We start from the raw sequence: 13,402 nt of genomic DNA on the forward strand, positions 1-13,402 counted from the left end.
AGTTCCTCTAAAAACCACTATTCCTTTCGCGGTCTTGCCCATACTTCTTGAGAAAACGTCCCCACCCGCGTACCCGCCTCATCGTCATAGGCGGCAACGGCAAAAAAATAAATTTTACCATTATGCAAATTCGGGATGCGATAAGAAAGGACTTTACCCACATTCAGAGGTGAGCCTGCCGAAAAATATTCTCCTCGGCGCTCTCCATAATAAATCATATAACCTTTTACATCAAAATCAATTGACGGCGTCCATGACAGCTCTATTTCGCCGTCCTTCGGTACTGCAAATAATCGTGCAGGCGGCAACGGTTCGGAATCTTTTTCATATTCAAGACTGATGGAATGTATAATCGGCGTTTTTTGTCCTTCTGCATCCGGATATAAATTTCCTGCAATTTGAAAGAACCGTCCTTGCATTCCCGTAATTGCCTGCCCGCTGTGTACGGGTTTCCATGCAGGCTCTGTATCCGTCCATGTATAGCGGTTCTCGCCGGAGCGAATAAAAAACACCGCATCCGTTTGTACCGGCGTATCCACAGAAACAGTCAGCATCTTTGCCTCGGACAGAGAACCGCCTGAATCAATAATCAGAGATTCAAAACGACCGCCGTTAAGATGATACCGGTCAAACAACGCAGTTTGTTCGGAAAAAGTCGGCTGTTCAACAAACCGTTTCGTTATCTTCATCTCATCAAGCATTCCCGAATACTGCACACCAATTGAAAGATCCGCTGCATGCCCCATTTTTGACAATAAAACGGCATCGCTTTCTCGCCCATTCTCGGTAATGTAGACAATATTTTCCGTATGCCCGTTCATCCGGTATTCCAATAGTCCAATTTCTTCATCATACGTAATCAGGTGATGTGACCATTGGGAAGGAATTAAATTAGTGCGACCCTTTAGCTGAATGGAAATACCGTTATTGTATTTATCTTGCCAAATGTTAAAAAAATTCCATTGCAGCTTATTCTGAATAATCTGTGCGATAATATGTTGATCAGTTAAGCGTTCTCTTTCAAAATATGAGGAATACCATTGAAGAATAATACTACCGTTTTCGGTAACCGACGGTGCAATCCAAAACTCAATCGTAAACGAACCGGCAGAACTTTCACCTCCGAAAAAAGATCCTTTTTGAGGTTTTAAAACTAAACCAGCCGTTTTGATATGAGGGCTGCACATTGCAGCACCGGCTCCGAGCTTTGCTTGTTCAGCACCTGCAAAACGCATATTTGAGGAGACAACCGTATAGGAACTGGTCTCTTCCACGATAGAAGGAGAATCGAAATTGAGATAAAGATCGGTTTCCTGCGTTATCTTTGGGACACTGCTGCTGAGCGAAATACCGGGATTCCCGTATTTTCCCGGACACATCTGTATATTTTCTGTATACTGGAGCATTCCCCACCCGTGCTTTCCGCCTAATTCAAATACCGCATTACCGGTAAACGAAGCAGTGAGAATGCTTGAGAAAAAAAATAGCGCTGCAAAAATTTTTTTCATACACATCATCGTTTCAATTATCGGATAAAAGTATATATCATTTAAGAAAGTTTTAATAGACCGGAAAAGGAAAGCGCCATGGCAAACACATCAGAACTACTACGGAACGTGGTAATTCCACGTAGTAACAAGTTTTGCCAAGTCAAAACTTAACACGAATACTGTATCAGGAGGTACAGTATTCGCGTCTCCGCAGCATAATACAGGCTGTTCAACCTCGTAGTGTTTTATAGTCGTATTATTTTGACGGCTGAAAATGAACCTTCGTTATCTTCGGCAAAATAATGATACCGCCGGTAAACACAACTAACACAGCAATCCATGCAGAAAGGATATTCATAAAAATTCCGCCGGTGATAAAACCTGCTAACGAACAAGTTGCAACGAAAAGCGCATAGGGCATTTGCGTTGCAACATGCTCCAAATGCGGACAGGCTGCTCCGGTAGAAGATAAAATCGTTGTGTCTGAAATTGGGGACGCATGGTCTCCGAAAACAGCTCCTCCGAGAACGGCTGAAATACAAATAAAGACGGCATTAAACGCGGTGTTTTGCGCTAATCCGGCGTTTTCCGTTAACCCGACAGCTATCGGCATAATAATCGGAATCATAATACCGAACGTACCCCAGCTGGTACCGGTTGCAAATGCGATAACTGCTGACAGCGCAAAGACGATAGCGGGAAGTATCCACAGCGGAAAGGAACTGCTCACAACCAGCTCAGAAAGATAACGTCCCAGTCCCAAACCGCCGTCTGTAGGAGATGAGCGTATGACCGCTCCGATTGACCATGCCATCGTCAAGATAATAAGGGCGGGAACCATAGATTTTATACCGTCGCGGACAGCTTCACTTGCTTCTTTCAGATTCATAAGGCGACGTGCAAGATAGTAAATGTATGTAACGGTTAAGGTAAAAATAATAGCGTAAAAAAGCGCATAGGAAGAATCGGTATTGATAAAGGCGTCGCGGAGACTCATCGATGCGGCTGCTTGCGATATAGTGGTAATTGTGATGCCGTCGATTGCGTTAATCCACGAAACGGCGGGAAAAAAGGCAATGGCAAAAACAATAAGAAGCAAAATGGGCAGCAGCATATCGATTGGCTTTGCACGGGTTGTCTGCTCTTCGGGAATGTCGCCGGAGATAACGCCATAGAGTTCTTCGTTCCAGAGGAGACCGGAAGTTCTTGCTAAGTCCTCGGATTTTTTCATTGCGCCGAAATCCGATTTAAAAAAGATGATGACAAGAATCATCAGAATCGTCGTCAGTGCGTAAAGGTTGTACGGAATAGCGCGGATAAAAAATTCAAAATCGCTCATACCCAGTTTACTGAATCCTTCGGAATTTCTTACGATAGACATAACGGTAACAACCCAGCTTGAAACAGGCGCCAAAATGCACACAGGGGCGGCGGTGGAATCCAGAATATACGCAAGCTTTGCACGCGGTACCTTATGTTGATCATTTATCGGACGCATAACAGTTCCAACCGTTAAAGAGTTGAAATAGTCATCGATAAAAACGATTAAGCCGAAAATAAACGTTGCAAACTGAGAAGCGGTTTTGTTTTTCAGTTTCTTAGACATCCATAATCCAAATGCCTGTGCCGCTCCTGTTTTTGATAACATACCGACCAGTGCGCCGAGCAATCCGCAGAATAGAAAGATACGGATATTCCAACCGTCTGCTAAGGAGCCGGCAAGTAGATCCGTTACTTTCATAAGTGCAGCTGCTGGGTTTCCTCCGGCAACGATTAGACAGCCGGATAAGATTCCTAAGAAAAGCGAAACGATAACATCTTTTGTGATGAAAGCAAGCGCGATAGTTAAAACGGGTGGTATGATCCCCCATATTCCAAAGTGATCCATAAATATAAAAGACTCCTTTTTATCAGGGTTGAGATAAGCAAAAGAAGAGAAAATCTCCAAAATCTAACCAACTGTTTAGAGATAACCGAAAAAGTATTGTAACATATATTTGATATCTGTACAGTAGGGGGTATACTTGGAGCTGGAAAATAAGTTTATAATCCATACTATAAATCAGAAAACATATTTATCATAAAAAATTGCGTTCTCTATTAATGACTACCTGTTCGTTTTATGATATAGTACAGGGTATGCAAGAAATACCATTATCAGCGGACTTGACTGTTCAAGCAAAAACGTTTTTACAGAAAACCTCATTCTTTTCCGGCTGGACTGACATTGAACTAGACGAAATTATGATGCACTGTCAAGTAAATGAATTTGAAGATGGCAGCGTAATATTCACCCCTGAAGAGAACGGATCGAAGGTATATCTGTTACTGAACGGTAGCGCGGAAGTCCTTGCTCCCGATAAAAAGGCTGCGTTGGCTGAATTTGTTGCAGGGGAGTTATTCGGCGAAATCGCCTTGCTGACCGGTAAACCGCATGATGCCTACGCAATAGCGCGTAAACAAGCCCGTGTCTTAGAATTTCCCAAAGGCGGGGTTCCGCTTGAAACCTTATTCCACGATAATCCGCGGATACTTGCACATCTCTTTCAATCATTATTGATTTTCACCTCTCAACGTACCAGAGCCGCCAATATGCTCATTAAAGAGAATTCACCGGTTGTACGCGAGCTGCGAAATCAGGTATACAGCGACAAGCTTTCCGGTCTCTTTAACCGTACCTATTTAGAGGAATCGTTTACAGAATTTTGCAAAGGACCTTTTGCACTCATTATGATGAAACCGGATAACTTTAAGCAGATCAACGACAGTTTCGGTCATGAAGCAGGCGATACTGCGCTTATCTTTATTGCCGGTCATCTAAAAAAAGCCTTTTCGGAAAATACCATTTTGGTGCGTTACGAAGGGAACGAATTTGCAGTCCTTACCCATCTGTATACCGATAAGGAGTCTGCTCGAACATTTGCAGAAAAAATCAAACATGAGTTGGAAACGTTAGATCTTTCTCATCTTTTTAATGGAGAGAAAATCTTTTTAAGTATGAGTCTCGGTATCGTCCTCTTCCCCCAGCACGGGAAAATTTACACCGATATTGTAACACGATGTTCCGGTATACCATTGATAGGTAGACAACGCGGCGGTTCGATGATTTTATTTCCGGAGGATATATAATGCTCGAAGTAAAACAGCGGTGGCTTGAAGTTTTGCGGAAAACTTCTCTTTTTTCACGCTTAACACCTAATCAAATGGGAGTTGTTCTTTCATCTCTCTTTTATTGCGAAGTAGAGGCAGGACAGACCCTCGTGTATGAAGGTGAAATCGGTTCGGAGCTTTTTATTATTGTGCAAGGATGCATATCGATTTCGGTAAAATCGGGAGAAGAAAATATCGAACTGGGCAGGCTGCGTTCCGGAGACTTTTTCGGTGAAATGTCGCTGCTGGAGCAAACAGCTCGTTCAGCTTCTTGTACAGCGGTGGAAAATACTTCTTGCTTTATGCTTAAAGCACGGGATTTTTCGCAGATTATTGTAAACGACCCTGTTATTGCTGTTTCTATCCTACAGCAAATGCTTTCAAGTACGGTTTCCCGTCTCTTGCGGACAAACAGCTTTTTAACGCAGGTTATTCAGTGGGGTGACGAAGCTAAGAAGCGCGCCATCACCGATCCCTTTACAGGGCTCTTTAACCGCCGTTATTTGGATGATAATATCGGAAACCTTATCCGCCGAAACACGGAAACTACCGGCGCCAGTTTTGCAATGGTGGATATCGACCGTTTCGGCACCTTGAATAAGACCTACGGAAGTGTGTTCTGCGACAGCATTTTACTTGCAATTACCGATGTGTTTAAGAAAACCTTTGACCATCAGGATACGCTGATCCGGTACGGCGGTGACGAGTTCTGTTTTATTGTCGGAGGAAATTTTGAACGAGCTGAAACGCTTTGCCAAAATGTCTGTGAGGGAGTAAACGCTATCAGATTTAGCGAACATCCCGATTTGGCGGTTTCTTGTTCAATCGGCTTAGTTCCCTGCGCCCATAACGATAATGTGCAGGATATACTCAAGCATTCCGACGAAGCGCTATACTGTGCAAAAGAGCAGGGACGAAACCGTGTATGCACGGCTTAGTACAGTACAAAAACGCGGAGCTGTCATATCAAGTCGTATCAATATGAAAAAATATAAGGTTTATACGGTATGATTTCACTTCTAAAGCTCTTCGGTGTGGGAGTATTCATCGGCATTGCCAATGTTGTACCCGGAGTTTCCGGCGGTACGATTGCGGTGATTTGTAATGTCTACGATAAACTAATCATATTGAGTTCACTTAATCTTAAACGGATAAAAGAGGCTTGGCAGGATATACTAAGCCTTGCCTTGGGAATCGGTGCGGGAATTGTGCTGTTTGCAAAGGTGATTACGCTGCTATACCGTGCGTATCCGGCACAGACAAGCGCCTTTTTTATCGGGGTTGTGGTCGGGAGCATACCGTTTTTATTCCGAAAGGCTCGTGCCGGTATTCCTGTCGATGCAGTTGCAGAAAACGGTTCTATGGCATCCAGATGGCTGTATGGAACGCTATGCTGCGGAGTTGCCGGTTTTGCGCTGATGCTGGGAATGTTTTTCTTACAGCGCCGCGGTGTACAAGCTGCTGCCGTTGTTACCGCCTTTTCGCTGCCATTTGCGGCAAAATTAGTGGTAATGGGAGCTTTAGCTGCGGTTGCGATGCTGATTCCGGGGATTTCCGGCTCGTTTGTGTTGTTGATTCTCGGCGTGTATCCGACAGTACTGCAAGCAGTCGCAGACTTTAATATGCTATTGCTTATACCTATTGCGCTTGGCGTTGGAGCAGGGTTGGTATTCGGAGCACGGATGATTGCCGTATTGTTGGAACGTTTCCCTGCGCCGATGTATGCTTTTATTCTCGGCTTGGTTGCGGGTTCGATACTCTATCTCTATTCGAGTACCAGCTGCCAGCCTTTTACGATGCGGGTTATTTCCGGAATAGTATGTGTTATCGGCTACGCGGCTGTTTCGTTCTTTTCGAGGCGAGAAGCAATGGAACAGCAGAAAGATGCCGCAGATGAGGAATAATCGTATATCTTTTTCAGTGGGAGGAATGTATGTTTGAATCTTTACAAGTAACATCAGAATTAGTAGACAAGGTGATTAAGCCTTTTTCTGCGTTAGCTAAACATGGTGTACTCGTCAGCGCCGGACACGGAACGGAGCGCGGCGAGTGGAATACTATGACTGCATCGTGGGCATTGATGGGGCATCTATGGAACCGCCCGATGGCTGCTTTGTTTATTAGACCGCAGCGGCATACCGCGGTATTTGCCGAAGAAGAAGATTACTTGAGCGTGTCCTTTTTGGATACTGCCGATGAAAAAATGTGCGAAGCCCTTAAAATATGCGGTACCGTGTCGGGTCGAGATGAAGATAAAGCTGCCAGCGCAGGGCTTACACCGGTATTCCACGACAATACCGTTATCGGATTTGAGGAAGCCATACTTACCGTATCATGCCGGAAACTCTACCGGAGTCAGTTCGATATGGATTTGTTTTTAGATCCGCAGGTCATTATCGACTGTTATCCCAAGAAAGATTTTCACTACGTCTATTTCTGCGAAATCCGCGATGCCTACCTTCGCCATAAATAGGTACTGCCGATGGGCGCCGGTATGTAACCGGGACAGCCGTTATGCGGTTTTAAATGGCAGCTGGGCATCTCTCAAAAGCGGTTGAGCTTTTAGAGATGCCCGACAATTTTCAAGAGGTCCTTATGAAAAAAATAAGTGCATTAGTTTTTATGGTACTGCTGTTGAGCGCCGTGTTTGCACAGGACGCGGCACAAACTGAAACAGGCAGTCTTGAAGATGAGCTGTTCGGCGGCGATACCGAAGCGCTCGTTACACCGGAGCAGGCAAACGCCGAAACTCAAAAAAACGGCATTGCCCTAACGGGCGATCTTAAAACCGCAACACTCGCACTCGAAAGCAATAAATTGCGTATCGGCGGTTCGTTAAACGCTGAATTGGGGCTTAAATATGTATGGGCTGATCCGTACACAAAAAAGAGCAATGTAAAAGAGGCTTTTTTAAATCCCAAACAGGCGGTATTGCAGCCGACAATCGGTGCAAACCTCTTTTTTGATGCGCGACCGATACAGGACTTAAAGTTGTACGGTAAGTTCATCTTTGAATTCCCATTTGAAAAGAGTTTGAACGGAACAATAAGTATCACAAAAGAGCAAATGGATGAGATTTTGAAGCAGTATCCAGCTCTAAAGACCATACCAAATTTTCCACGAAATGGATTTGGATATCCTATCAGTGTAAACGGTTCACCGAATTTTAAAATTTGGGAACTGTATACCGATTTCTCGACAAAGGATATTGCATTTTTCCGGTTCGGAAAACATACGGTGAAGTGGGGAACCGGCTATTTTTACAGCCCTGCTGATGTTATCAATATTTCGCGGATAGACCCTCAAAAACCGACCGAAGACCGGGAAGGACCCGTTTCACTGCGGACACATATTGTTATTCCTAAGACGCAGTACAATATATGGTTGTATTTGCTGCCCGACACGGAAACGTTTAAGCCGCAGTATACGGCGGGTGCTGCAAAGGCAGAGTTTGTGTTCGGCGACTGGGAGTTGGGTGTCGGCGGTTGGTATCGTTATGAAAAGGCTCCGCGGTTTATTACAACCCTCTCCGGCAGTATCGCAGGAAAGGTTGCCGTCTTTGCGGAAGGCGTATTTGCATGGGGCAGCGATTATACCTATTATAAAGACGATGATGTACTGACGCCGTATACGGTAAAGAATAAGCCATTTTTCCAAGCGACGCTCGGCGGCTCGTATTCAAATGAGAACTCACATACAACAATTGCATTCCAATATTACTATAACGGCTTCGGCTATGCAAACACAAAGGCCACCGACCGTATTGCTGATAGCGCAGCAGATGCTTTGAACAAAAAAAATTTTACCGATCCTTCGCTCAAAAAATATGAGAATATCGCCGCAATGGGAAACCGAGGTCAGCATTATATCGCCTTTACAGTAGCTCAGAACAAGATCGGCACGGAAGATTTGACGGCAAATTTGTTCCAGCAATTCGCAATCAGCGAGCTTGAAGGGCTTACAACACTCAGCCTTAACTGGAGAATATTTAAGTTTGTACAGATGAGTACCGGCCCGATATTCTCGTATCCGCTGAGTCCTTCGTCACACAGTAAAGGCTCCATCGGCTATAACCTCAGCTTTAAGCTCGGCGGCGGCAAGTTCTAATGTCGGCAATTCATTCATGAGGAGCGTTTAGGGTATCTCTAAAAACTCAAGTATAGCTTTTAGAGATGCCCTAAGTTTGCGCCGCAACAAAGGACACGAACGCCGCCCGCCTCTACACTACCTCGACAGCGGTTTTGCTGCGAAGATAGAAAATGTAGGCTTTAACCGATTTAGGTGACTGTTGCCCGCCGGTGTCTTGACCGAACCCTTCCATTTTATAGAAATTTTCTACGGCAGCTTTGTAGATTAAAAGCTGCCTTCGATGTTGTTCAGGATAGATTTTTTGGTCGGTTTTATAATCGATGATATACGCGGTATCTTCGTATTCAAAAAGCAAATCGATTTGCCCTATGACGAGCTTTCCTTCGTAGAGGGTTAAAAAGCCGTATTCGGTCTTTCTGAATGAGGCTTCTGTGGCCTTTTGTCCCAGCGGAGAAGAAAGAAAAGCAGAGCACAGTTTTTCCACTTCCCGGGCGTACTTTGCAGGCAGTGTACACGGGCGGTCTAAAAAGCGGGCTTCCATCGCCTTGTGCACCAAGGTTCCGAACTCGGTGGAGGAAAGCTCATCGCCGTCCTTTTCACCGGTATTGTCGCCCTGCTCGATATGCTCATTTAATTCGGTATGTTTCATAGTTTTAGATTGAGCCATCGTTTGTGAATGTTCCATATCTTGTAATTCCTGATTCGCGCGGAGGGTTTCATACCCCGGCGCTCTGCGCCGTGATAAAGGGTATGAAAGCCCGACTGCAACCACCTTATGAGAACAACATACCCCGACGCTTTGTGTCGGGGTATGTTGATTTGGAAACATTGCAAGCGGCGCTTCGCTTAAATGCAGCCACTGCCGGTCTTTTTCAAATTGAGTTGCCGGTATGACGCGCGGCTCCGCAAGCGGAAAGTTTTTTTCCGCAGCCTGCCGGTATAGGGCACGGGTTTCATCAAGATTGAAGCGCTGCCGGTCTTCCGTGGTGTGCTGTACGGTCGAGGTGGAGAGCGGTAACACTTCCGTAAAATGCACGCAGTTGATATCTCCGGATAGCGCCGGTAATAAGAGCTGAAAAAAACTTCGGTTATTTTCTTCCTTCTGAGGTTGTACAAGCTGTTGCCGGATTTCGTCCAAAGCGCGGGGTGTTTCCGGTAGTTCCTCAATATCGCCGTCAGTTTCCTGCACACCGCTCATTAGTAGCCGAACCTTAGCTCGCGTAACGGCGACGTAGAGAAGCCTCTTTGTTTCGGCGAGGTGTTTGGCATTTGCTTCCTGCCGAAGTTCCTCAAAAAAGATATTGGCGGGAGGGTCGTTTTTTGTTTCCGGCGGTAAATGGATAACCGGCCCTAAATCCTTGTGCAAAAAGACCATACCTTCTTTCTTTTCAGACTTTCCCGCATTACCGCAGTCGGGAATACAGACAATCGGAAACTCCAAGCCCTTGCTCTTATGTACCGTCATAATTTTAACCGCGTCGCCGCCGTGTTCGAGCGGAATTTCCATATCTTCAATCCGCTCTTCCGCGTGAATATACGAAATCAGCGTGTCGATAAAAGCCGAAAGGCTCTGTCCCGCAGCATCCGCTTTTACCGCAAGCGCAAACAGGTAATCATATAGTTCCAGATAGCGGTGGTAGCGCGGCTCCGTAAGCAATATGTACCGGTACCCTTCGTCATACCACAGTGCGGTAATCAATTCGGCATTACTCTTTTTTTTGATAGAGCCTTGGAGCCGCTCAAAAAGAGTGCAGGCATTTAAGAAATATTGCCGGTCTTCCGCATCCAGTTCTTCGGCAGCGGAGGGAACAAAAGGTTGGGTGGTATGCTCAAGGCTATGCAGCATCAATCGGGTAAAAGAGCGGTCGCTGAGGCGGACAAACGGCGAGCGGAGTACTTGCGCATACACGGCTCTGTCATGCGGATACACCGCTAGGCGGAGCAAGGCGCAGATATCGTTGAGCGGCGCATCGTGGAACAATCCTTTTTGCTGTACGGAAATATACGGGATTTTAAATGCACGAAAAAAACGCTCGTAGACTGCTTGATGCGTCGAAGCGCGCAGCAGCACGGCAAAATCCGACCATGTACAGGGACGGGTAGCCTGTGAGACGTCATCGTATACAAGGTAGTGTTCGTCATGGAGCGCGGCTATTTTTTGCGCAAGCGTATACGCCTCGCATTCAATCGGTTTGAGGAAGGCGGTGTCGGCGCCCTTCGGAAAGCGTTTTTTGTCGATAAAGAAGATATCCGTCTGAGGCGCTAAATGGGGAACCGCCTCCCTGCTGAGGATGGGGATAAATTCCGCTTCAAACGCAGGCACGGTACCGATAAGAGGCTGATTGGTTTCCGAATAAAAGACCCGCATAAATACGCTGTTAAAAAAGTTGAGCAGTTCCGGTTCAGTGCGGTAATTTGTTTGCAGGTTAATAGAAGCGGAGCAGTCGCCTTGCCGCAAGTCCTGCGATAGCGTGCGGAACACCGAAACATCGGCGCCCCGAAACGCATAGATCGATTGTTTTTCGTCCCCGACAAAGAAAAGTTTATCCGGCACCAGCTCATCCGGCTTCGGTATCGATTGGTCGGTGCGTGCTTCTTTTTCCGCAAGCAGGAACAAGAGGTCACGCTGAAGGCTGTTATTATCCTGAAACTCATCGATCATAATCCGATGGGTTTGTTTTTTATAAAAGAGCCGCAAATCTGGATCGGTGATGAGCGCGTTAACGGCAAGCTGAGCAATATCGCCGAAATGCAATATGCTTCTCCGCTTTTTTTCGGCAATGAACCGTTCCTGCAAAACACTACAAAGTGCGTATATCTTTTGCATCTGCTCTTTGTGTGCATAAAAATGATACAGACTTTGCAAGCGGCCGGAGCTTTCGCTCAGTTCACCGCAGAGCGCCTTGCACGCTTTTACGTCCTCATCCTTTTTTGAACCCATCGTTTTTTTAACGCTGCAAATCGCTTTCAGCCGTCCAAGAAAGACAGGGCACTGCGGCTCGGTCAGTGTAAGCGGGAATTCGGGGAGTTGCATGTATGCTTCTTTTACTGCACTGATATACTTATCGTTTCCTTCAAGATGGGCGGCAATATCTCCGAGAATGCGTTCGGCTTGTTTGCGATAGCCGGTAAATAATGGTTCGGCAGCGGCCAGCTGATTCTGCAAGGCCTCAGAAAAATCAATCGGGCGGGAGACCGTAACGTAATCGTTTAATATTTTGACAAAGAAGTCGTTGATAAAATCGGTAATCGGTTTATCACCGAGCAGATATTGCAGGTTTGTGTCCGCGCGGTGTTCAAGGAAAAAATCGAGCGAAAGGTTATAAGCGAGTCGCTTCGATTCGGCAAGGTCGATAGTGAAATCGGGACTGATACCGAAGCGCCGGCATGCGGTTACGGCAATCTTATGACAGAATGCATCGATAGTCATAATTTGCGCCTTAAAAAAAGAATCCAATGCAGCGCCGGCACGGCTCCGTTGTACCGCATCATCGGTTCCCGCATACATCTTTTGCAGCTCCCGATAAATACGCCGGTGCATTTCCGCCGCCGCCTTGTCCGTAAAGGTGAGGGCAAGGATATGTTCAACCTGATAATTTTTTTCGGTAATCAGGTATACATAGCGGCTAGCCAGAACCTTCGTCTTGCCCGAACCGGCGCCCGCCGCCACAACGGCATTTTCATCCGTTTTTACCGCCTGTTTTTGATGTTCGTTTAAATCTTTGCAAATATCTATCATATTTTCTGCTCACGTACGCTTGAAGGATGTGGAGATGGGAACCTCTAAAAACTTTCGGTTTTAGAGGGTTTCCTTAGATTTATTATAGCATAGCTTTTATTGATAGATAAGAATACACTTGCTCCAATAAAATTTGCTGTTCTTTGTGTAAACGGTGATTGTCGTGATGTGTTTTGTTTATTGAAATATTAGTTGATGAAGAATCGTTTGAAAATAGTCATATCGTCTACGACGTGGCACCATTGTAGTGCATCTGCTTGTATAAAGGTTAGGGGGCTATTCTTCTTTTGTCCAGTCTTCGACTTTTAGTCCTGGAATTCTAGAAAATTCTCTTATATTATTTGTAACCACAGTAAGATTTCTTGCTAAACTTTGAGCGGCAATCTGCGTATCAAAAGGTCCAATCGGAATTCCTTTATTTTCAAGATATGCTCTAATCATTCCGTACGTTTCTGTATCTTCGGTCGTAAAATCTATTATGTTAGTAAAATCGGAACAAAAATTCAAAAGAGCATGACGATTCTTTTCTCTAAATTGACTTTTTGAAACACCATACTCCAGCTCAGCAATTGTAATGGAAGAAATAAATAATTCTTCTTTTTTACAGTTAAATATTTTTTTCTTTAAATATGGATTTTTATTCTTTATAAGAAAAATACAGATATTTGTATCTAGCAAATACATTAAAAAACTTCCCGTTCTTGCATTGCCGGTTGACTTCTACCTTCTGTCATGAAATCATCAGAAAACTCAGAAAGACTTCTTTCAAGATTTTCCCAATTGCTTTCTTTTGGTGTTAAGATTATTGATGAGCCGATTTTCTTGATGCATAATTCAGAAAAATCAATATGAAATTCTTTCGGTATCCTTACTGCCTGACTATTTCCACTTGTGAATACTTTTGCATAAACCATACCAGCACCTCCGTATATAT

10 protein-coding genes are annotated in these 13,402 nt (G+C 45.0%); 5 read left to right on the forward strand and 5 right to left on the reverse strand.

The features are described from left to right. Positions 1-17: 17 nt before the first annotated feature. A complete protein-coding gene (locus tag DWB79_RS03460) occupies positions 18-1,508 on the reverse strand; it encodes a LamG domain-containing protein (protein ID WP_016522656.1) in 1,491 nt (496 codons plus the stop codon). A 238-nt stretch (positions 1,509-1,746) separates the two neighbouring features. Beyond that, positions 1,747-3,378 carry a Na+/H+ antiporter NhaC family protein gene (locus DWB79_RS03465; RefSeq protein ID WP_016522657.1) on the reverse strand — a complete coding sequence of 544 codons (1,632 nt, stop codon included), beginning with the start codon at positions 3,376-3,378 and terminating at the stop codon, positions 1,747-1,749. Positions 3,379-3,629: 251 nt separating this feature from the next. Between DWB79_RS03465 and DWB79_RS03470 the strand changes: the two genes are divergently transcribed. The 5 genes from DWB79_RS03470 (at position 3,630) to DWB79_RS03490 (ending at position 8,747) form a co-directional block, all read left to right on the forward strand. Beyond that, positions 3,630-4,619, forward strand: a complete 990-nt coding sequence (locus tag DWB79_RS03470; protein WP_245541290.1) for a GGDEF domain-containing protein — start codon at positions 3,630-3,632, stop codon at positions 4,617-4,619. Then, on the forward strand, positions 4,619-5,578 hold the full coding sequence (locus DWB79_RS03475; RefSeq protein WP_016522659.1) for a GGDEF domain-containing protein: 960 nt from the start codon (positions 4,619-4,621) through the stop codon (positions 5,576-5,578). The genes DWB79_RS03470 and DWB79_RS03475 overlap by 1 nt, the downstream gene beginning before the upstream one ends. Before the next feature lie 69 nt (positions 5,579-5,647). Continuing rightward, complete coding sequence (locus tag DWB79_RS03480) at positions 5,648-6,544, forward strand: DUF368 domain-containing protein (protein WP_016522660.1); 897 nt, start codon at positions 5,648-5,650, stop codon at positions 6,542-6,544. A 29-nt stretch (positions 6,545-6,573) separates the two neighbouring features. Next, positions 6,574-7,113: a flavin reductase gene (locus DWB79_RS03485; protein WP_016522661.1), complete on the forward strand. Its 540-nt coding sequence runs from the start codon at positions 6,574-6,576 to the stop codon at positions 7,111-7,113. 122 nt (positions 7,114-7,235) lie between these two features. Beyond that, positions 7,236-8,747, forward strand: coding sequence for a hypothetical protein (locus tag DWB79_RS03490; protein ID WP_016522662.1), 1,512 nt, complete (start codon positions 7,236-7,238; stop codon positions 8,745-8,747). Positions 8,748-8,859: 112 nt separating this feature from the next. Here the strand turns inward: DWB79_RS03490 and DWB79_RS03500 are convergent, their stop codons facing one another. The 3 genes from DWB79_RS03500 to vapB all read right to left on the reverse strand — a co-directional run bounded on the left by DWB79_RS03500 (position 8,860) and on the right by vapB (position 13,382). Beyond that, positions 8,860-12,468 carry a UvrD-helicase domain-containing protein gene (locus DWB79_RS03500; protein ID WP_016522663.1) on the reverse strand — a complete coding sequence of 1,203 codons (3,609 nt, stop codon included), beginning with the start codon at positions 12,466-12,468 and terminating at the stop codon, positions 8,860-8,862. A gap of 276 nt (positions 12,469-12,744) precedes the next feature. Further along, on the reverse strand, positions 12,745-13,152 hold the full coding sequence (vapC, locus tag DWB79_RS03505) for a type II toxin-antitoxin system tRNA(fMet)-specific endonuclease VapC (RefSeq protein ID WP_016522664.1): 408 nt from the start codon (positions 13,150-13,152) through the stop codon (positions 12,745-12,747). Further along, positions 13,152-13,382 carry a type II toxin-antitoxin system antitoxin VapB gene (gene vapB, locus DWB79_RS03510; protein ID WP_016522665.1) on the reverse strand — a complete coding sequence of 77 codons (231 nt, stop codon included), beginning with the start codon at positions 13,380-13,382 and terminating at the stop codon, positions 13,152-13,154. Before vapB ends, vapC begins: the two co-directional genes overlap by 1 nt. Between the last annotated feature and the right edge of the window lie 20 nt (positions 13,383-13,402).

It is taken from the genome of Treponema medium (assembly GCF_017161265.1).
GTDB lineage: Bacteria > Spirochaetota > Spirochaetia > Treponematales > Treponemataceae > Treponema > Treponema medium.